Annotated in this window: 18 protein-coding genes and 3 pseudogenes; 6 read left to right on the top strand and 15 right to left on the bottom strand. The window is 61.7% G+C overall.

Features of this window, described 5'->3' with window-relative positions:
- Position 1: 1 nt before the first annotated feature.
- The gene (locus WDS16_RS05290) at positions 2-757 is read right to left on the bottom strand and encodes an SDR family oxidoreductase (protein WP_338891054.1); all 756 of its coding nucleotides are present in this window, start codon (positions 755-757) and stop codon (positions 2-4) included.
- Between the two features lie 509 nt (positions 758-1,266).
- On the bottom strand, positions 1,267-1,869 hold the full coding sequence (locus tag WDS16_RS05285; protein WP_338891053.1) for a TetR/AcrR family transcriptional regulator: 603 nt from the start codon (positions 1,867-1,869) through the stop codon (positions 1,267-1,269).
- A gap of 196 nt (positions 1,870-2,065) precedes the next feature.
- Between WDS16_RS05285 and WDS16_RS05280 the strand changes: the two genes are divergently transcribed.
- Complete coding sequence (locus tag WDS16_RS05280; RefSeq protein WP_338891052.1) at positions 2,066-3,049, top strand: LysR family transcriptional regulator; 984 nt, start codon at positions 2,066-2,068, stop codon at positions 3,047-3,049.
- Positions 3,050-3,315: 266 nt separating this feature from the next.
- The gene (locus tag WDS16_RS05275; protein WP_338891051.1) at positions 3,316-4,527 is read left to right on the top strand and encodes a polysaccharide deacetylase; all 1,212 of its coding nucleotides are present in this window, start codon (positions 3,316-3,318) and stop codon (positions 4,525-4,527) included.
- A 134-nt stretch (positions 4,528-4,661) separates the two neighbouring features.
- Here the strand turns inward: WDS16_RS05275 and WDS16_RS05270 are convergent, their stop codons facing one another.
- The 4 genes from WDS16_RS05270 to WDS16_RS05255 all read right to left on the bottom strand — a co-directional run bounded on the left by WDS16_RS05270 (position 4,662) and on the right by WDS16_RS05255 (position 6,295).
- On the bottom strand, positions 4,662-4,964 hold the full coding sequence (locus tag WDS16_RS05270) for a hypothetical protein (protein ID WP_338891049.1): 303 nt from the start codon (positions 4,962-4,964) through the stop codon (positions 4,662-4,664).
- 24 nt (positions 4,965-4,988) lie between these two features.
- Positions 4,989-5,390, bottom strand: a complete 402-nt coding sequence (locus tag WDS16_RS05265) for a hypothetical protein (RefSeq protein WP_338891047.1) — start codon at positions 5,388-5,390, stop codon at positions 4,989-4,991.
- A 22-nt stretch (positions 5,391-5,412) separates the two neighbouring features.
- Entirely contained in the window at positions 5,413-5,928 is a 516-nt protein-coding gene (locus WDS16_RS05260; protein WP_338891046.1) for a hypothetical protein, read from the bottom strand.
- A 97-nt stretch (positions 5,929-6,025) separates the two neighbouring features.
- The gene (locus WDS16_RS05255) at positions 6,026-6,295 is read right to left on the bottom strand and encodes a DUF4190 domain-containing protein (protein ID WP_338891044.1); all 270 of its coding nucleotides are present in this window, start codon (positions 6,293-6,295) and stop codon (positions 6,026-6,028) included.
- 1,080 nt (positions 6,296-7,375) lie between these two features.
- Between WDS16_RS05255 and WDS16_RS05250 the strand changes: the two are divergent.
- Positions 7,376-8,053: pseudogene (locus WDS16_RS05250) on the top strand (alkane 1-monooxygenase); the annotation flags it as partial.
- A 34-nt stretch (positions 8,054-8,087) separates the two neighbouring features.
- On the opposite strand, the gene WDS16_RS05245 reads toward WDS16_RS05250, so the two are convergent.
- Together WDS16_RS05245 and WDS16_RS05240 are read right to left on the bottom strand one after the other, a co-directional pair.
- Positions 8,088-8,900 carry a DDE-type integrase/transposase/recombinase gene (locus tag WDS16_RS05245; RefSeq protein WP_338888726.1) on the bottom strand — a complete coding sequence of 271 codons (813 nt, stop codon included), beginning with the start codon at positions 8,898-8,900 and terminating at the stop codon, positions 8,088-8,090.
- A 125-nt stretch (positions 8,901-9,025) separates the two neighbouring features.
- Positions 9,026-9,526, bottom strand: coding sequence for a hypothetical protein (locus WDS16_RS05240; protein WP_338891043.1), 501 nt, complete (start codon positions 9,524-9,526; stop codon positions 9,026-9,028).
- A 59-nt stretch (positions 9,527-9,585) separates the two neighbouring features.
- Here WDS16_RS05240 and WDS16_RS05235 point away from each other — a divergent pair.
- A pseudogene (locus WDS16_RS05235) lies at positions 9,586-10,059 on the top strand (fatty acid desaturase); the annotation flags it as partial.
- 175 nt (positions 10,060-10,234) lie between these two features.
- Here the strand turns inward: WDS16_RS05235 and WDS16_RS05230 are convergent.
- The 6 genes and pseudogenes from WDS16_RS05230 to WDS16_RS05205 form a co-directional block, all read right to left on the bottom strand.
- Positions 10,235-11,317 carry an XdhC family protein gene (locus WDS16_RS05230; RefSeq protein ID WP_338891041.1) on the bottom strand — a complete coding sequence of 361 codons (1,083 nt, stop codon included), beginning with the start codon at positions 11,315-11,317 and terminating at the stop codon, positions 10,235-10,237.
- A pseudogene (locus WDS16_RS05225) lies at positions 11,317-12,752 on the bottom strand (NCS2 family permease). The gene WDS16_RS05230 and the pseudogene WDS16_RS05225 overlap by 1 nt, the downstream one beginning before the upstream one ends.
- A 103-nt stretch (positions 12,753-12,855) precedes the next feature.
- On the bottom strand, positions 12,856-15,180 hold the full coding sequence (locus WDS16_RS05220; RefSeq protein WP_338891039.1) for a xanthine dehydrogenase family protein molybdopterin-binding subunit: 2,325 nt from the start codon (positions 15,178-15,180) through the stop codon (positions 12,856-12,858).
- Positions 15,177-16,532: an 8-oxoguanine deaminase gene (locus WDS16_RS05215; protein WP_338891037.1), complete on the bottom strand. Its 1,356-nt coding sequence runs from the start codon at positions 16,530-16,532 to the stop codon at positions 15,177-15,179. The genes WDS16_RS05220 and WDS16_RS05215 overlap by 4 nt, the downstream gene beginning before the upstream one ends.
- Positions 16,529-17,017: a (2Fe-2S)-binding protein gene (locus tag WDS16_RS05210; RefSeq protein ID WP_338891035.1), complete on the bottom strand. Its 489-nt coding sequence runs from the start codon at positions 17,015-17,017 to the stop codon at positions 16,529-16,531. Before WDS16_RS05210 ends, WDS16_RS05215 begins: the two co-directional genes overlap by 4 nt.
- A 3-nt stretch (positions 17,018-17,020) precedes the next feature.
- Positions 17,021-17,887: an FAD binding domain-containing protein gene (locus tag WDS16_RS05205; protein WP_338891033.1), complete on the bottom strand. Its 867-nt coding sequence runs from the start codon at positions 17,885-17,887 to the stop codon at positions 17,021-17,023.
- Between the two features lie 147 nt (positions 17,888-18,034).
- Between WDS16_RS05205 and WDS16_RS05200 the strand changes: the two genes are divergently transcribed.
- Both WDS16_RS05200 and WDS16_RS05195 read left to right on the top strand, forming a co-directional pair.
- A complete protein-coding gene (locus WDS16_RS05200) occupies positions 18,035-19,537 on the top strand; it encodes a PucR family transcriptional regulator (RefSeq protein ID WP_338891032.1) in 1,503 nt (500 codons plus the stop codon).
- 37 nt (positions 19,538-19,574) lie between these two features.
- Positions 19,575-20,234 (top strand): TetR/AcrR family transcriptional regulator, encoded by a 660-nt coding sequence (locus WDS16_RS05195; RefSeq protein ID WP_338891030.1) that lies wholly within the window; start codon positions 19,575-19,577, stop codon positions 20,232-20,234.
- Here WDS16_RS05195 and WDS16_RS05190 read toward each other — a convergent pair.
- On the bottom strand, positions 20,192-20,860 hold the full coding sequence (locus tag WDS16_RS05190; protein WP_338891028.1) for an MSMEG_1061 family FMN-dependent PPOX-type flavoprotein: 669 nt from the start codon (positions 20,858-20,860) through the stop codon (positions 20,192-20,194). The two genes, WDS16_RS05195 and WDS16_RS05190, sit on opposite strands and share 43 nt — an antisense overlap.
- Position 20,861: the final 1 nt, after the last annotated feature.

Here is a 20,861-nt window from a genome sequence, read left to right as displayed (position 1 = left end):
GTCAGCTGTTCGCCGCCCGGATCGTCGCTTCGGCCAGATTGGCTCGTATCGGCAGCGCCGTCATCAACCACACAAGATCGGCGACGGAACTCGGGGCGATCGATTCGTAGTCCTCGAACCACGACTGAACTTCCTCGAACACCGCCGACTCGGCCATCTCGGAGCCTAGTTGCGAGGTCACGTAGTAGGGCGCCACATGGTGCACGCGCACTCCTTTGCTACCGAACTCGTCTCGCAGGTGCTTCGCGAGCTGCGCGATCGCCACCGAGATCGACGAGAACACGGCGAATGCGGTCGTGCGCTTCTCGGCGGTCGCCGACCCGATGACGACAATGTCGGCCGGCAGGCGCGCGTCTCCAACTGCCATCAATCCGTCGGTGAAGGTCTGGATCGTTTGCAGCACACCCTCCACGTTCGTGCGGATCATGGTGTTCCACTCGGAGGGGATGGCGTTCTCGAACGACGAGGCTAGGAACAATCCCGCGCTGATGACAAGAAGGTCTGGATCTCGACCGAACCGGTCCCGGATCGCGTCGCGCGCTTCGACGAGGTCGAACGGCTCGGTGACGTCGGCGCGCACCCTGAATGTCAGGTCGGGATTGCCGAGCTGGTCCTCCAGTCGCTCCAGACGTCGGGTATTGCGCGCGAGCAGCGCAACCGCAATTCCTTCGTCGACGAAGCGACGGGAGATTGCCGAACCGATCGCGCCGCTGGCGCCCGTAATGAGGGCCAGACGTCCGGTAAGTACTTCAGGCACAAATGCTCCTCGAAGGCTGAACTTGAGTGTCGTGTGGCCGGAGCCGATTGGTCGAAACTTCTTTAGGCGAAACCGAGATAGACAAACGAAAGACCTGTCTCTGCCTCGAAAGGAAGGCTAACGTGAACGTTAGTTGAAAGAAAAGTACTTGCCTACGCCCGTGAATGCACTCCCACAAATACCGTCGCGGCGTTCTCGCACGATCCGTGGTACGAGAGATGGCGCAGTTTCAAATAGGGCGGGCAGGCTCAGAAGATAGAAGACGGCCCTTCGCCACAAGACTTTCAGCGCACGACCTGACCCTCCAAAAGGCTTGTTGGCCAATATTTGTATGGCTCTCGACGCTCCAGGAGACGGTCGACTCACAGACGTGCCCACATCCCGCCGGGTCATCCCCCTCGTCACCGCATCGCAGCGCCCCTCCGCCGCACCCCGTCGTTATCGGCCTCCCCGTCCGCTGTCCGAAACGGCCGTCGCGGCACAATCGACCACAAATGCAATTTGTTGTGCTACAACAATTCTTTGTTCTCTGCGATTGCCGCCTCGACGTCCCGAACAAGAAAGTCGATGAGTTTCTCAGCCGAACTTTCCGTTCGTTCGAACGCGTCATTGATCAAACGATCCTCGAACAGACCCCGAAGCCCCGATATGGCCAGAGTCCCATTCGCCAGGGCGCGATCTCGACCACAGCCACACCTAATCATCGCCTCGGCTATGGACTCCGCCACGCTCGCAATACCTGCACTGGCGATCTCGCGATAGACCCCCTCGCCGACCGATGCGAGTCCGACCATCTCCACGAACAATCTCGAACCGCTCATCTCCGTGACGGACGCGGCCTTCCAGAACAACCACAGGTGCAGACGCAAGCCGTTCACGTCGGTGACCTCGCGCATCCAATTCTCGCCGAGGTCGACGTTCGACGCCCGAAGCAGCACCTCTTTCAGAAGTTCCTCTTTCGTACCGAAGTAGTACAACAGCATGCGTGAGCTGGTGCCCAACCCGGCGGCCAGCGGCCGAAGCGACAGGTCGGAGACCCCATGTTCGCGTACATAGTCGACTATGTCGTCGAGCAATTTAGCTCGCTTCGTTTGGTCAGAGGAACGCGCCATGACTTGACTGTACCGATTGATACAAGTAGATATTAGGCCATGAATGTAACGAGTGGTACGTAGGACCTTGTGGCTATGGCCATCTCAGGATCCTACTTTCGCGCAGATCGGCGAACACGTCCGCCAGGTGCGCGCGATCTGCGCAGTTCACCGACGACTGTTCGGCACTTCGATGCTGGGTGACCCGACTCTCGATATGCATAGACTGCGGCAGTTTGCTGCTGTCGCCGACGAACTGAGCATTACCCGCGCCGCAGCCAGCCTCCACCTCACCCAACAAGCGGTCAGCAGCACCATCAAGACCCTCGAACGAGATCTGAAAGTCAGACTATTCGAGCGGTCGGGTCGAAAGATGACGCTGACGCCCGCAGGGACGAGACTCTTCGAAGGAACACAGTCACTCCTCGACGCAAGCCGATCACTTGCTCGCGCGACCCAAGAAAGCGCCGCCGAAGGAGGCGACCATCTTGCAGTCGGATACACGCCCGATGTGTCCTCGAACGAACTGTTCGACCTCACAGCCCCACTACGGCGCCGGTGGCCTCTGGCGACCATCACCGTACGTCACCTGCTCGCCGAGGAGATCGCCGCAGCGCTGAAAGCCGGCACGATTGATGTCGCGTACCGCCGAGACCCGACCACTCCTACTGCGATGACGACAAAGATCGTTTCGTACACACCACTGAGAGTCGTTGTCGCGGCGTCGCATCGGCATGCACGGCGACCCGTACTATCCTTGGGCGACCTCACGGAGGACACTCTGATCGTGTCCGGTGCACCAGGTTCCTCGGCATACACGGACTTTCTGGTGTCCGTGTGTCGTGGCGCAGGATTCGAACCACGCCTGACAACCACCCGCATGCGGGGCGTACTTCCGACGTCGACCGTGATCGGGGCGAAAGGGTTCGCGTTCGTGACAGAGGAGCCCGGGCCCCACCATCGTGGACAAGTCGTCGTTGTGCCGATCAAGGACGGACCACTCGCTCCGATGCAGGCGATATGGCTTCAGCACACAGCGTCTCGCCTCGTTCGCGAACTCGTCAGCCCCAGTAGCGGAAGTAATCCAATCCCGGATGAACACCGTGAGCTGAGCGGCCTAATCACCGAACACGCCTCGAATGGACATTCGACGCCTCGACCGTCTCGTCCGAACCATCTTCGACGACGCCGTGCAGGTTAGACCGCACTTGAACACCGCGTCGGTTCGGCATTCCTGCAGCCGATGCTGCACGGCCTGCACGGCCTGCACGGCCTGCACGTTACGGTCACACCTAGAACCACCAGTGCGCGCACGATTCCCGCCTCGGCGGATTCATCTAGCAACGCGAACCAGATGGGCCGCGGCCATCACCGATGACGAAGAACACTTCTCTCCGCTCAGCCGGACGAGAATCGAACTGCACCAGCATATGTCGGCTGGCGCCCACACGATTACACAAGGGAGCAATGGACACCACGAACGGGTTGCGCGCCATGGCGAGAGCGGCCGCGCTCCTGCTATCGATCACTGTCGTTGCTGCGTGCACCATCGACGGTCGCGCCCTCGAAAAAGCAGAGAACCCCAACAACACCACGGCCGGACTGACGAGCGAATCGACGCCGGCACACGATCCAACGCCGGAACCACGCCCTGTTGTTGTTCGCCCGGCAACCAATGTTCCGATGACTCGGCTCGCGCACGGTGACAAGCCGCCGCAGTTCGTACTCTTCTCGTTCGACGGGGTCGGCCTGACGCCGAACTGGGATATGTTTCTCGAAACAGCCGAACGCGTCGGTGCTCGATTCTCGGCACTGATGACCGGTCTCTATTTCTTGACCGACGACAACTCACGCCACTACCAGGGCCCCGGTCATCGTCCAGGTCAGGCGGCAATCGGTTTCGGCGGCGATGAAAGTGACGTAATCGAGCAGGTTCGATACCTCAATCGCACCTGGCTCGGCGGCCACGAACTGGGCACACACTACGTCGGCCACTTCTGCCAAGGAGGCGGCTACCACGGAAATCAGTGGACAAGCGAAGACTGGATTCACGAACTCGACCAGTTCTTCTCCTTGATGGTCAACTGGCGGACCAACAACGACATCGGTGCAGGCGAGGACCTTTTGTTCGGCCCCGACAATGTACGCGGTGGCCGCACCCAATGCCTGGAAGGAAGGCTCGACCAACTCATCCCCGCGTGGCATCAGTTCTCGATGACCTGGGATTCGTCGATGCCGGCGAGTCAGGCCGGCATCGTGTGGCCAGAGAAGATCGACGGAATTTGGGAGTTCCCGATTCCCTACGTGTACTCGCCGCCACTCGGCAAGCGCCAGACCGCACTCGATTACAACTTTTGGTACACGCTCAATGGAGCCAAAGAAGAACCTCACACCGCTGAACGAGCCGCAGCAATTGCCGCCGGTACCTACGGGTTCATGTTCGACGAAGCCTACAACGGCAATCGTGCTCCGCTGGTGATCGCCAACCATTTCAACGACTGGAACGGCAACGCCTTCAACCCGGCCACGGCTGAGTTCATGGATTCCGTGTGCGCACTACCCGAAACCTACTGCGCTACATACGCCGACGTCGTAGCCTGGATGGAACTTCAAGACCCTCTACTACTCTCAGAATGGCAGAGTCGCGCTCCTGTCGCTGCCTCCGCACCCACCTCGTGATCTCGCCCCGACAGAGAGAACGGAATCTGGACACATGTGCAGTATCGAAGGGTCCTCGGAGCGGATCCGGCACAGCCTGATCGCGGCGACCAAACCGGGGACATCACGATTGATGTCGTTGAACTGCCACATCTTCAGTACTCACTCCACATGTCCTCGTCCTCGATCGGTTCGGAGAGGCGACCGAAGGGAGAAGCGATGACGAGGCTTGTGATGACAACCGCAGTAGTCGCCGACGATATGACTTCACTCGCGATCGGACGGTCACCCGAGACCAATCCCAGAAGCAAGATTGCGCTACCGGAGAGAAATACCGCCGCGATCGACCGTACGAAGAGTCCGATCGGGCGATCGACCGACCATCGGACTAGGTAAAGCAGGGCGACACCTACCCCGGCGAATGCCAGGCCGGTGTTCCAGTACGAATCAAGCGGCAAAATATGTTCTCTCGAAGAGATCGGTCAGGGACCTGTTGTGCGCATGACGATCAGAACACCGTTCTTGCGGCAGCTGTTCGACACGTCGTTGCCTCGGTCGCGCTCACCGCGGCAGGACCACCCGTCGATATCTGCCAGGTGTGTGTTCCGCTGCTCGGACAAATAGTCGGCGGCAATTGCCACCGCCTCACCGCACTCGACGGCATTTCTCGTGGTCCCCCGTACGCTGACGAAACGTACTGCTTCGCGGACTGGACTCGCGACACGATCGCAGAACGTCTCGGCTGCGATCTGATGCGGTGCCGAGTGGGGCGCCGTCGAATCCACGGCAGACGACGCTGCGTCGTCGCATCCGACCGCAAGAAGCCCCGCCACGGCAAGGACCATCGATGCAGTCCGGTGCCGGGCGGGGTCGACTTCGTTCATCGTTTCGTGTCAGCGCCGCGCATCAACTACCTGCACCGTTGTTGGGGTTGGTGCAGATCGTTCCCTCGCACGGAACCTCCGAGCCGTCGCCGTTCGGGTTCTCCATCACCGCGCCACCGTTGCCCTCAGGATCGGTTCCTGCACCGTGGTCGGGGTTCGTGCAGATGGTTCCTTCGCACGGAACGACCGAGCCGTCGCCGTTCGGGTTCTCCATCACCGCACCCCCGTTGCCCTCAGGGTCAGGTCCTGCACCGTGATTGGGATTGGTGCAGATGGTTCCCTCACAGGGAACAACTCCAGGACCGCCTTGCGGGTCCTGCATCGTTGCACCACCGCTGTTCTGCGGTGCAGTCGATTGTGGATTCAGAGGAACTGGGGACGCTGGAGCGGCAGGTGGCTGCGTCGAAGAACTCGGCACAACGCTGGTGGTGGTTGCGGTGGTCGTGGGTGCTGTCTCGGTGGGGGTGGTGTCACCGCATGCACCGACGAACAGGGCGGAAGCCGAGACTGCAAAGACAAGAGCGGTTTTACGAAACATGTTGGGGCCTTTCGTATGGGTGGGGAACTACCAGCGGGCGAGCTGAATCGACGATCCGATGCCGGTCGTCGGGCTGGCGGCCGAAGGTCTACGAGGTTCAGTTGTTCAGGAAGACGGCCAAGGCGATGACACCGACGATGCCCCAGACAAGTGATATCCAACCGATGATCACCCCAGCTTTCGCCAGTCCTGCACCGCCGTCGGTCGATGCCGCAATCTGACGTTTTGCGATTGTTCCGGTCACGATCCCGACGATGGACAGGATGAACACGAAAGTGAAGAACGACAAGATCGAGACAACAAGGCTGACAACGGCTAGTGCGTTGGTCTTGGGTTTTGCGGGTGCTGCTGTGTGGCGGCTGCTCATTGTTTTACCTTCGATCTAGTGGTCAGCGGCGGACGCGGACGCGATGCATACCCAGAGATGTATTCGGCCATCGATCGGTGCACGTGCAGTAACGCTGCACGCGGAAACCAAGCGAAAGCCGCCGCTAACGATAGGTCATGTCCATAACGAGCGCGTCACGATTCGCCAGCTCTGCCGAGCGCAAAGCACCTCGACGGGAGGAGCGTTCGAGAAACACCCAGGAAAAAGCGACTGGCGCCCCGACATTAACCCCCACACTCACCAAACATTCAGGTGTTTACACAATTCCGATTTGTTTTACATCCTTGCGGTGCACCGATTCGAATGCGTACCTCGGTTCGGATTCTAGGCCGCATTACGGACCGGAGGTCACGTCGGGGAGATATTTCGAACCACTGCACCCAATCCTCGTTGCGGGTTCAGCATTGACAGACATGGCAGGGCAAACCACAAACCTTGGTGCTCGACCCTTTGTCTGCGGTATCGACGTGAAGTCAGCCCTCGTCGACCGACGAACCTGTAAAACCAGCAGTGCTACTCCGACGAGGAATTCGTGTGAGAAGTAGCACTAGCGGGGATTATCGACCGGAAATCACGGGATACCGGAGCGTATATCACCTGGTAAGCGCTCGATTGGAGAAGTTCGACAGAGCGCTGACTGCCGGAAACACTGAATCGTCCCGTAGCGGCGAGAGCAGAAGCGCACATATGGTGCAGTATCGTCGAAGTACGAGGGTTTGGGTCTTCATAGTCCGGTATGAATGCCGACCGGAAGCGCTTTGGAGCCTTTTGTTTCTGTTCCCAGTTGTGGTTCTTGGGTAAACGGTGTTCCGTCCGACGCCGACTTTGTGCACAGCCGCAACACGCGTATGCCGGCAACTACTCACACCACTGGGAGGGCTGCTTCACCGCACGCCCTCGATCTCGCTGATCCGCGGTCCTCATCCCCACAACGCATTGCACGAAGGGTTCTTGTACGTGATACGCCGGAATATGCTGCGTTCCAAGCCGCTTTCACAACCCGGCGTCCAACCGTCAGCTGTTGACAATTCGAGCGTCTGGGTCGATCACAAACGGTTCTTGTGGCCATTGGGGCTCTTGATCCCGCTCTCGCCTTTCTTGGCATGGGCGTCGGTGTGGGCTTTCGATCTCGGTGTGTTCTGGGCGTTCGGCCTGTTCCTTATGGGAATTGTCATTCCGTTGGTCGATCTCGGTTGTGGCACCGATCGATCCAACCCGCCGGACAGTGCACTTGCCGGGCTCGAAGCGGACCGCTACTACCGCTGGTGTATCTATGCTTTCTTGCCTCTTCAGTACGCCGGACTCTTCGCGGCGGGCTGGCTCTGGGCCCACGGTCCTTTGGGCATTCCCGAACGCATCGCGCTCGCTCTGACCGTGGGGGTTGTGGGAGGGGTCGGTATCAACGCCGCCCACGAGCTCGGCCACAAGACCGAAGCCGTCGAGCAGTGGATGTCCAAGGTCACGCTCGCACAGGCCGGGTACGTGCACTTTTACGTCGAGCACAATCACGGTCACCACATCCGCGTCGCCACTCCTGAGGATCCGGCCACCGCTCGGTTCGGAGAATCCTTCTGGCGCTTCTTACCTCGAAGCATCGCGGGAGGACTCAGATCGGCGTGGACGTTGGAGTCCAAACGCATGCGCCGACAAAAGCGAAGCCGGTGGTCACTGCGCAATCACCTGTTCAATGCCACCGCGCTCGTCGTCGTATTGCACTGCGGTTTACTGACCACGTTCCGGAATAAATCAAGTCAAGTGAGACACCGGGCGTTCAGTTGATCTGGATTTCGAGTGCTGGTTCGTTGATGTAGACGACGTGCGGGATCTTCGGTGGTGTCGGCCGAGTCGAGAATCGGGCAGGGTTGGCGGCGAATGCTGCGGTGAGTGTGATCTGGCGGGCTTCGTCGATCGCCTCCGCGGTCCCGAAGTGTACCGATGCCGGGGTATGCCATCCGATGCCGGAGTGGTGATGAATGTGGTTGTACTCGTTGAAGAATCCCTCCAGGAAAGTTCGGGCATCATCAAGGGTGGCAAACGATTTCGGAAAGTCATGCAGATACTTCAACGTTTTGAACTGGGCTTCGGAGAACGGATTGTCGTTGGACACTCTGGGTCGTGAATGGGATCGGACGACTCCGAGAAACGTCAGTAGTTCCGACACGAGACCCGAGGTCATCGACGCTCCGCGATCGGCATGGACGGTGTGTGGTGTCGCGCCGTTGCGTTCGATAGCTTCGGCGATGAATTCTTCAGCTAGATCAGCGCTTTCGTGGGATGAGACGATCCAGGACGGGGTGTAGCGGGAGTAGATGTCGATCAGGACGTACAAGTGGAACCAGACGCCCTTGGATGGTCCTCGTAGCTTGGTGATGTCCCAGGACCAGACCTGCGAGGGTCCGTTTGCGAGGAGTTCGGGTTTGACCTTCGGCGGGTGTGTGGCCAGGCGTCGTCGTTCACGGTTCTGCCCGGCAGCGGAGGCGATGCGGTACATCGTCGAGGTTGAGCACCAGTAGTTTCCTTCGTCGAGTTCGCGGGCGTATATCTGACAGATCGCGAGGTCAGCATTGCTGTCGGAGTTGATCACCGCCAACACCTGTGCGCGTTCAGCGGCCGTGAGTGCCTGCCCGTTGTCGGGGACGCTGCGGCGTTGCTTGGGGCCCAGAACAGGTGGTTGCCGGCGGCGGTAGTGGGTGGCGCGGGAGCGACCGATCAGCGTGCACGCCGTTCTCGTCGGGACCGAGGCGGCACGGAGTTCGTCGAAGGTGGTGTCAAGGGCGTGGTCGGCGGCATCGGTGTGCCCGTGCTCTCGGAGATCGACTCCAAGAGCACATGCAGTTTTCCCATGATCTCCAGCGCGGCCTCCGTCTGCGTCAGCTGCTTCTCGAGGTGCGCGTTACGTCTGCTGAGTCGGTCGAATTCTTTGCGGTCGGCTGCGTCGATAGTATTGCGACTCTTGTCTTTACGTCGCTCAGTCGTGTCTGCAGGCGTGGTGTTGTCTCGGGTAGCGGACCATTCACGCAGCTGCGACTGGTAGAGGCCTTCGCGGCGTAGAACCGCCGATTTCTCGCCGAACGGGGCTGCGCGGTATTCGTCGATGATCTTGTTGCGGTACTCGGTGGTGAAAGTACGGCGGGTTGCTTTCGGTGCGGGGTCGATCGACTTGTCCGGCGGTACGGGCTTCGGGCTGCTCATCGGTGATGCTCCAGTCATGCCCTCAGGGTGTGCACTTCGTTTGCTGTAAGTGTCTCACTTGATCCTGGCAGAGAGGGTTCGGTTGGTCCATTGCGCCATACCTACTCTTGCAGTCCGTCGTTGCGGTTGTCCTGTTCGAGGCAGCCAACTATCTCGAACACTACGGACTCCTCCGGCAGAAGCGACCCGGCGGGCGTTACGAGCGGTGCTCACACGAGCACAGCTGGAACAGCGATCACTTGTGGTCCAATCTCTTCCTCTACCACCTGCAACGACACAGTGACCACCACACCAACCCAGTCCGGCGCTACCAGGCGCTGCAAACAGTGGACACTGCACCGCAATTGCCCGCCGGATACGCCGTAATGATCGTGTGCGCCCTCGTGCCGCCACTATGGCGGCGGGTGATGGATAGGAGACTGCTCGCGTTCTACCGTTACGACACCGACCGAGTAAACGTCGCTTGCGACGACCATCGAGCCCGACGACGCCTCAAAAGGCTGTCGAACAATGAACCACACGTTGGCAGGCCCCGAGCCCGGCCGCACTGATTTCGGCACGTCAGTGAGAGGCCCCATCGACCAAACGCAATCAAGTATTCCCAGACATTCAGGTGAGAACCTGCTAGCGGGGAATTCATCTCGGCTACAGCCATTCTCAGACATCGTTCGATTGCGGGTTGAGAGCAGCCGATCGAACTGAGCGGGCAACGACAGCCGGACCGAACTATGCGAACACCGACGGCGAAGCCGCGTAGTCATGGTGGATCGGTCCGCTGGATGCCGCAAGGGGGACAGCGCTTCCGCCCCTGCGAACCGCGACGAACTCGGCTGCAATCGCCACTGCTGTCTCCTCCGGCGTTCGCGCCCCGAGGTCGAGCCCGATAGGCGACCTCAGCCGCGCCAACTCCGCCTCCTCGAGCCCCACCTCCCGCAGCCGACGCAACCGATCTACATGCGTTCGGCGAGAACCCATCGCACCGACAAACGCGACCGGCAAACGCAGCGCCACCTTCAACAGCGGCACATCGAACTTCGCATCGTGGGTCAGAACGCATACAACGGTTCGCGAATCCACCTCGGTGCGAGCCAGGTAGCTGTGCGGCCACTCCACGACGACCTCGTCGGCGTCCGGGAACCGAGCTGGGGTGGCGAACACGGGCCGCGCATCGCACACCGTCACGCGGTAGCCGAGGAACGAACCGAGCCGGGCAAGTGCGCCCGCGTAATCGATGGCGCCGAAGATCAACAGCAGTGGTTTCGATGCATACGACGACACGAACACCTCCAGATCCGGCCGACAGCGCACCGATCGAATACCCGAGGCCCCGGAATCGAGCATGGCCAGGGCCTCGTCAGCGAGGACGGTGTCCAGGTCGGCGAATCCCGTTGTGCCAGAAGCACCGATTCCTCCGACCATGAGCATGGATCCGGACTCGTCGAGAACTTGAGCAGTCGCCACCGACTCGCCGCGAACAAGAGCGTCGACGACAGATCCGGGAACAGCGCAGGACACGAACACCTCGATCACACCACCACACGTCAACCCGACCGCGAAAGCGTCATCGTCGCTGTACCCGAAGCTCGTCCGGACACACCGTCCGCTCGAGAGCACCTCACGGCACAGCTCGTAGACGGCACTCTCGACGCACCCGCCGGACACGCTGCCCACCGCTTCGCCGTCCGCACTGACGGCCATCGCCGCCCCCGGCAGGCGAGGCGCGCTGCCGGAGACGGAAATGACTGTGGCCAGTGCGTACGGCATCGAATCGGACTGCCATTGCGCCAACCTCGTTGCGATATCACGCATCACGAAATACCGAGAGCCTCTTCGATCGGGTGCAGAGCGAAGTAGACGAAGAAGATAGCCGACATCACGTAGAGAAGCCAGTGAGTCTGACGCACTTTACCTTTCGCCACTCGGATCAGCGTGTACGCGATCACCCCCGCGGCGACACCCACCGTGATCGAGTAGGTGAACGGCATCAGGACGATAGTCAGAAAGGCGGGAATAGCGATCTCGGTGTTCTCCCAGTCGATCTTGCGCACGTGGGTCATCATCAGTGCACCGACCAGGACGAGTGCGGGTGCTGCCGCACCGACAGGTACTACGCCGGCCAGCGGAGTGAAGAAGATCAGACTGGTCAAGAGCCCGCCGGTCACGATACTGGCCAACCCGGTACGGGCACCCTCGGTGACGCCTGCAGCGGACTCGACGACAGCGGTGTTGGCCGAGCCGTTGATCGCACCACCCACGACGGCACCCAGGCCATCGACGGTCAGAATGCGGCTCAGGCCAGGCATCTTTCCTGCTTGTCGACCAAACCTGCTTCTTCACCGACACCGAGGATGGTGCCCATCGCGTCGAAGAATCCCGAGAGCACCAGCGTGAACAGCACCACTGACGCGGTCACGACGCCGGCGCGGGCGAATCCGCCGAACAGGTCGACCTCGAACAGCAAGCCGAATTGCGGGGTAGCGACAATCGAGTCAGGCACCTGAGGCACCACGGGTCCCCACGACTTGGGGTCTATGTCGATCATCGAGTTCAAGATGATCGCAAGGTTGGTAGCGACGAAGATGCCGATCAGCATTGCCCCTGGAACGCGTCTGACAAACAGCATGATCATCACGACGAGCCCGACGCAGAACACGAACACCGGCCAGCCTGCGAGCTTGCCGAACGTACCCAGTGTGACAGCGGTAGCGGCCGATTCATGATGTCCGACGAACCCCGCGTCGACCAGTCCGATCAGCGCGATGAACGCACCGATTCCGACACCGATCGCCTGCTTGAGAACCAGCGGGATGGCATCCATGATCAGCTGCCGAATTCCGGTGAGCGCGAAGATGACGATCACGACGCCTTCGAGCACCACCAGTCCCATCGCCTGCGGCCATGTCATGTACGGCGCGGCTTGGAACACGACGATGGGGGTGACGCCGAGGCCTGCAGCCATTGCCAGCGGCGCGTTTCCGACTACGCCCATGAGGATCGTCGTCAGCCCGGCCGACAACGCAACCATGGTGGACAGCTGCGCCGGATCGAGTGTGGCGCCGGTGACGTCGGTGGCATCCCCGATGATCAACGGGATGAGCACGATCAAGTAAGCCATGGCGACGAATGTGGTTACACCGCCGCGTATTTCGCGGGATATGGTCGACCCTCGAACGGAGATAGAGAAGAACTTGTCGAGCGGAGACAAACTCCGTTCGCGGGTGCTGGACGAATCGAGCTGTGTCATGACAGTGCCCTCCCAGGGCTGTGGTGGCTCGGGGCAGCGTAGGTGGAGTCGGGCCCGGGGAGTTGGCGCGCGGCACCGCTACCTGCATGGTCGTAGGAAAGAGTCAGCTGTTGACGATGTGTTCCGGCCGGATCGGGACGCGGGTGAGCGCGAGTCCGGTTGCGTCGCGGATCGCGGCGACGACGGCAGGCGTGGACGACAGAGTGGGTGGTTCCCCGGCGCCGCGGAGACCGTACGGCGCCAATGGGTCTGCGTTCTCGAGGATGTCCAGCTTCATGGGCGGCATGTCGAGAATCGTCGGAATGAGGTAATCGGTGAACGATGGGTTCTTGACGAGACCGTCTTTGACGACGATCTCTTCCATGACGGCGAGGCCCAGACCCTGAGCCGATCCGCCGTGAATCTGGCCTTCGAGGGAGAGTCTGTTGAGAATCTTCCCGACGTCCTGGACAGCCGCCATTTCGACGACCTTCACCAGGCCCAGTTCGACGTCGACGTCGACCACTGCTCGGTGAACGCACAGCGCTAGCTGAGTATGGCTTGCACCCTGTCCCGTCACGGGATCCATGCCACTGGTGGGCCGGTGGTGGAACTCGCGGGTCTGCTCGATCACACGCTCGCCCAGGACATCCTCGATGCTCGCCAGCACACCGTCGGCAGCAGAGACGATCTTGCCGCCGTCGAGAGTGAGGTCGGTCACAGCGCGCCCGAGGTGAAGTCCCGCGAGCACGAATACTGCGTCGCGTACGGCTTCGCAGGCGGTCTTGACTGCACCGCCTGTCATGTACGACTGACGCGACGCCGACGAGGACCCGGCATTGCCGACCTTCGTGTCCGCGGGATGGATGACCACCTTCGTCACTCCGAGTTCGGTTCGGGCGATCTGCGCCTCGAGTGTGACGAGGCCCTGACCGACTTCCGCTGCGGCAGTGTGCACCAACGCAGTCGCCTCGCCGCCGATGACTTCCAAACGCACTCGCGCAGTGGAGTAATCGTCATAGTTTTCGGAGAAGCAGATGTTCTTGATGCCGACGCCATAGCCGACGCCGCGGACGACGCCTTCACCGTGAGTGGTCTGCGATGCCCCACCCGGCAGGTTACGGATGTCCGACGCATCGACCGGGGCAGGCAGTTCCATCGCCTCGGCCCTGGCCAGCATCTCGGCGAGCGGAGCCGGCGCCTCGATCACCTGACCGGTCGCCAGGACGGAACCTTGGCTGACTGCGTTGATCTGCCGGATCTCGATGGGTCCGATTCCGCAGGCCTCACCGAGTTTGTCCATCATCGACTCGTACGCGAAACATGCTTGCACAGCGCCGAATCCACGCATCGCACCGCACGGAGGATTGTTGGTGTACACGCCGTACGCGTCGATCTCGATGTTCGGGATGATGTACGGCCCGACTCCGAGCGATGCGGCATTGCCGACGACGTTGAGCGTCGCGGAAGTATAGGCACCACCGTCGAGAATGATCTCCACATCCGCGTACAGCAACTTTCCGTCGCGAGTTGCGCCGTACTCGTAGTGCATCTGCGCCGGATGCCGGTGGACGTGTCCGAAGAACGATTCGTAGCGGTTGTAAACGATCTTGACCGGCTTGCCGGTGTGCATCGCCAACATCGCTGCGTGGATCTGCATCGACAGATCCTCGCGCCCACCGAAAGCGCCACCGACCCCGGCCAGCGTCATCCGAATCTTCTCTTTCGGCAAGCCGAGGCACGGTCCGATCTGTTCGAGATCGTTGTGCATCCACTGCGTCGCGACATAGAGATCGATGCCACCGTCTTCGCCTGGTATGGCCAGGCCGGATTCGGGACCGAGGAATGCTTGGTCTTGAATCCCTACCGAGAACTCGCTACTGACCACGACGTCGGCCGTTGCCTTCGCCGCACTAACATCGCCCACCCGCACCGGCTGGTGACGAGCCACTCCCCCGCGCTCTTGAACCTTGGGGTAAGAGGGATCCAGCGCAGCGCGTCGAGCGTCGGTCAAAGGCTCGAGTACCTCGTAGACCACCTCGATCTTCTCCATGGCCCGGCGTGCAGTCTCGGGATGGTCGGCGGCGATCAACGCGATCGGCTCGCCCTCGTGGCGCACCTCGTCGAAGGCGAGAACGGGCTGATCCCAGGTGTGGTCGAGCCCGAAGCACTTGCGCCCCGGGACGTCGTCATGGGTCAGAACTGCTTCGACACCGGGGGTCGCGAGGGCCTTCGAAATATCCACGGACACGATTCGAGCGCGCGGGTGGGGACTGCGTAGCGTTGCGCCCCAGAGCATTCCGTCGATGAACAGATCCGACGAATATGCGAACTCGCCTTTGACCTTCAGCGTTCCGTCGGGGCGTAGCGGGCTGTCCCCGACCCGACCGCGGCCGGGCGCTGCAATATCCGCGGGGGCGCGGGTCGGGGTGGTAGTTGGAGTGGTCACAATACGTCCTCTGCAAGTTTCATCAGGCGACGGTGGGCGTCGACGCCTTCCTGCGCCACGGCATCCTGCGGGGCGCTGACGAGCACATCGTCCTCGACGATGGTGCGGCCACCGACGAGAAGTCGGGCCAGCGGTGGAGTCTGGCCGTACGCGAACGCCACGATCGGATCGTCCACCGCCGAGTAGAACCCGTCGGTCCGCCATAGTGCGAGGTCGGCCACCTTGCCGACCTCGATCGATCCGATTTCGTCCTGACGACCGAGCACTGTAGCTCCGCCGAGAGTTCCGATCTCCAATGCCTGGCGAGCCGTCAGAGCCGTTGGTCCGTACTTGGCACGCTGCATGTACATGGCCTGGCGGATCTCACCTGCCAGCGGCACCATTTCTGCGGACGCACTGCCGTCGACCCCGAGTCCGACAGGAGCGCCTGCCGCGAGCAGGTCCGAGATCCGTGCGATTCCAGCACCGAGACGGGCATTCGAGCTAGGGCAGTGTGCGGCACCGGTTCCGGTGGCAGCCATCTTGGCGATATCGGAGTCGTGGAGGTGCACCGCGTGCGCAAACCAGACATCGTCGCCGAGCCAGCCGACCTGTTCCATGTATTCGACTGGTGTGCAGCCCATCTGAGCCAGGCAGTGCTCTTCTTCGTCGATCGTTTCGGCAAGGTGCGTGTGCAGCCTGACGCCTTTGGCGCGCGCAAGCGACGCCGATTCGACGAGAAGGTCCTTGCTGATGGAGAACGGCGAGCACGGTGCGACGGCGATGCGCAGCATCGATCCGAACGAGTTGTCGTGATAGGTGTCGATCGCGTCCGACGTCGCGGTCAGAATGTCGTCGAGACTCTCCACGACCTCGTCCGGCGGCAATCCTCCGTCTGACACACCGCGGTCCATCGACCCCCGGCACGGCTGGAAGCGAACGCCGATGCGGCGAGCGGCCTCGATCTCCGCAGCGAACAGGTCACCACGATCCTTCGGGAAGATGTAGTGGTGGTCGGTCGTCGTCGTGCATCCGGATTTCGCAAGCCACGCCAGACCTGCTGCAGCGGCCCCTCCGACAACCTCCGCGTCCATCTTCGACCACGGCTTGTACAGCGCGACGAGCCACTCGAACAGGGTGTTGTCCTTCGCCAGTCCCTGCGACGCCCACTGGTAGAGGTGATGGTGCGTATTCACCAATCCCGGAGTCAGCAGCCCGCCGCGTGCGTCGATTCTCTCGGCGCCGTCGACAGCGGGAGCCTCACCGGATCCGAGCGCCGAGATGATGTCGTTCTCGACCACGACGTAGCCGTTCGCGATCTCGTGGCCGACGATCGGAGCGATGTACGCGTTGTGGATGATGGTTTTCGTCATCGGGCTTGCGCCTTTCGGGTGTCGGCCTTCCGAATTGCAGCGAGTCGCACCGCGTCGAGAATCTTCTCGTATCCTGTGCAGCGGCACAGGTTTCCGGCGAGCGACTCGCGGATCTCTGCATCGGACGGATTCGGTACCCGTTCGACGAGATCGTGCGCTTGCACGACGAGACCGGGAGTGCAGAATCCGCACTGCACCGCACCGCATTCCACGAACGCTTCCTGCATGGGATCGAGGGTGTCGCCGTCAGCGAGACCCTCGACGGTACGGACCGACCGACCCTCGACCTGACCGGCTGCGACGAGACACGCACATGCCGGTACATCGTCGAGATAGACGGTGCACGAACCACACTCACCTTGCTCGCATGCGTTCTTCGAACCTGGCAATCCCATCCGCTCCCGCAGGAGATACAGCAGACTCTCGCCCTCCCAGACGTCGTCGGCTTCCAATTCCTTACCGTTGACCGTGCACGTGACGCGCATCTCTCACGCCGCCTTTCCGTTGTTGCCGAGGTCTTTCCAGGCCCAGCCGAGGGTTCTCTTCGCCATGACGGCCAATGCATGTCTGCGGTAGTCCGCAGTGCCGCGAACATCGTCGATGGGGCTCGCAGCGTCCGCCACCAATTCGCCGAATCGCGCGACCACCCGGTCGTCCAACGGACCGGACCAGTCGAGCACGCCGGCGAGAAATTCCTCGGCAGCATAAGCCCGCCGGGGCGTCGGCGCAGCGGAGCCGAGTCCGGTTCCGATTCGCTTCTCACCGGGGTAGAGCGCTATCGAGAACGAGCACACCGCGATCACCATCGCATTGCGAGTACCGATCTTGGAGAAGTACTGCGGACCAGCTGCGGGCTTGACGTGGAACGCTCTGATCAGTTCGTCGCGCTCGCAGCAGTTCCGCTTCACGCCGACGTAGAAGTCGGCGGCCGGAATCATCCGAGTTCCGCGGGCGGCCGACTCCACCTCGATCACGGCGCCTGCTGCGAGGAGTGGTGCGTGCAGGTCGCCGGCGGGCGATGCGCCGCCGAGGTTGCCGCCGACGGTCCCCCGGTTCCGAATCTGTGGAGATCCGACGGTCCGGGACGCCTGCGCGATGCCGGGCAGCCGGTCTCCCAGTTCCTCGATGATGCGCACGTACGGCATCCCCGCTCCGACGCGAAGGGTGTCGTCGGGCAGTTGTTCCCAGGTGGTGAGTTCGCCGATGGGGTTCAGATCGAGGAGTGCTCCCGGCCGATGAACGTCGAAGTTCATCTCGACCATGACGTCGGTGCCGCCCTGAATCGGGACTGCATCGACGTCGTCGGCTTTGGCCGTCAGTGCGTCGGCCCAGGTCTGTGGCCGTAGAAAGTCCATCGTGCTCGCTCCAACTATTCGATGTCGGGTGTGTGCATTCAGTACACCTGCGCGACATCCGGTGAACGAGAGACAAGAACGACGAACTATGACGGCGATCACAGTGTAGGTTCTGGAGGTTCCTACAAAGAGCGAGGTCGATTCGCCGTGAGACTGCATGAATTGCTGGGATTGTCCGACCTGAAGCTGCACCAGGTGGTCGCGCCCGAGCATTTCGATCCAGTCATCCGTTGGGTGGTCACCACCGACATGCTCGATCCCAGTCGCTATCTGACCGGGGGCGAGCTGGTGCTCACCGGCCTGGTGTGGCATACCGGCCCTGAGGACTCGTATGCCTTCGTCAGTTCGGTCGCCAAAGCCGGGGTCGCGGCGGTTGCAGCATCCGAGGGAGGGCTGGTACCCGACGACCTCGTTGCCGCATGCCGCGAGCACGGCTTGCCGCTGTTCCGGGTTCCCGCGGATGTCGCGTTCGCGACCGTGACCGAGGTTGTCGTCCGCCAGTTGTCGACGGCAAGAACCTCGGACCTGAAGGCTGTGCTCGACCGTCACCAACGCCTTGTCGAAAGCACCGGACCGGGCGGCATAGGCCCTCTGCTCGATCTCGTCGGCACTGAACTCGGGATGGAATGCTGGGTGTCCACTGCGTCGGGCAACGTCCTTGCAGGCCCGGAAGGTCTATCGGACCCGGCCTTCCTCGCGCGCGAGTTTCTGATCGCTCGCAGGCTTCCCCACTACGTCGAGGAGTACGGAATCTCCCTGCTACCGGTGGACAGCGATTCCGCCGCGCGTGTCGTGGACTGGTTCGTAGCTGTCCGAAGCGACTGGCAGACTTGGCATCCGGAGCGGTTGGCGCTCGCCGAACAACTGTCCTCCATTGTCGCGGTCGAGCGTGCCCGATCCGACGACCGACTCACCGGATCCGGCATCCTCGCACAGGAATTCGTGCGCGCAGTGTCCGAGGGGGCGAGCGCGTCGGACATTGCTCAGCAGATGTACGTCATCGGTCTTCCGGTCGAGTCACGCTATATCGCAATCGCAGCGGCAGTGTCCGAGGACGTGCTACGTCTCGGCGAAGTTCGTCAGTTGGTCCGTGAGACCTACGCGTCCCCTATGTCGGCGGTCGGCATCACCGACGGCGAGGTCATTGCGATCGTGCCCGCTGACGAAGACCTCACCCCGGCAATCGAACGAGCCGTCGGAGCCCTCTCCCCGGGACTGACAGGTACCGGACTGTCCATCGGCGTCAGCAGCCTCGTCGCCTCTCGCGACATCCGCAGCGCCGTCGAGGAGGCCAAGCATGCGCGTCAGCTTGCCGCACGCCGCAACGACGACCGCTATGTCGTCGGACACGAGGAACTTGCCACCCTCGTACTGTTGCTGGCCGGAGTTCCCGACGATGTTCGACGGATGTTCCGCTCGCGGTTGCTCACGCCCCTCGCCGACTACGACGATGTGCACAAAAGCGACCTGATCGCGACCTTGTCGGCGTTCCTCGACACCAACGGGTCGTGGACGAAGTGCGCCGATCAGATGCACCTTCACGTCAACTCGGTGCGCTACCGGATCCAGCGCATCGAAGAGTTGACCGGCCGCGATCTCTCCCGACTCGAGGACAGGGTCGAGTTCTATCTGGCGCTGCGCCTCTCGTGACTTCCCATCTGATACCGATCGGTGTCAAGATCGCTGAGTGAGCACTTCCGAGACCGACACCGACACCGGCCGCCCGTACCGCGGATCGACGCCGGGCCAGCGACGCGAGACACGACGCGAGCAACTCCTCGACGCCGCAGTCGAGGTGTTCGGAACAACCGGATACCGCTCGGCATCGATCGATCGGATCTGCGCGACGGCGGGATTGACCAAGAGGTATTTCTACGAATCGTTCGACAGCAGCGAGGACCTGCTCGAAGCGGTCTACCGACGTGCCACGGCCACGATGCTGACCAGCATCCATCCGCCTGCTACCGGCGCAGCGACCGAACACGAGACCAGCGCCGAGGAAGTCCTTCAAGCCGCTCTGTCGAACTTCTTTCGCACGATCGCCGACGACCCACGATCCGCACGCATCGTGTTACTCGAGGTACTGGGGGTCTCGGCCGCGATCGACGCTCTGTATCGCCAGACGACGTCCCTGTTCGTCGACGCGGTGCTCGCCCTCGCGACGTCCGTCGGGCTTGCCAACGGTCTCGCGGGCCCGAATCGACGAACCCTCGCCGTCGGGCTGGTCGGCGCCATTCTCATGATGACGCAGCAGTGGTTGCTTGCCCCCGAGTCGGAACCGTTGGACGGCATCATCGCCGGTGCTCACACCATCCTCGGCGCAGTGGCATTCGGGCGACTCGACTGACTCTGGTAGAGCTGTTTCTCGTAGGCCGGGCCGAAGTACTCCTCCAACTCGGCAACCGTCTCCGGCGAGTCCGGCATGACTGCTTTCGTGATGGCCGCAACCGTGGGCATCACCGCCGGATCCCAGGACTGTGGCTCCCACAGTCGCGATCTCATGAACGCCTTGGCGCAATGAAAGAAGACCTGCTCGACGTCGACTACGAGACACAGAATGGGTCGATGCCCCTTCACCGACATCTCGTCGAAGAACGGTGCGTCCTTGACGAGGCGGGCGCCACCATTGATCCGGAGGGTGTCGCCACGACCCGGAATGAAGAAGTTGATACCGACGAACGGATTCGCCAGGACGTTTCGGTAGCCGTCCATGCGCTTGTTTCCCGGACGCTCGGCAATTGCAATCGTCTTCTCATCGAGCACACGAACGAGTTCGCCTGCGGGATCTCCCTTCGGCGAGACGTCGCACCGACCGTCGACGTCGGCAGTACCGATCAGACAGAACGGTGAGTGCGCGAGCCACTGGATATCGAGCGCGTGCAGCGCGGAGCGGTCCTTGTTCGCAGCTCGATAACTCGGCGTGCCGAACATGGCGGTCAACTCGTCGGGGTCTCGAATTTCGTCCCATTCCACG

Source organism: Rhodococcus sovatensis (assembly GCF_037327425.1).
Lineage (GTDB): Bacteria > Actinomycetota > Actinomycetes > Mycobacteriales > Mycobacteriaceae > Rhodococcoides > Rhodococcoides sovatense.
Note: the sequence above shows the minus strand (reverse complement) of the source record. Positions and strands in the feature narration are given on the sequence as shown.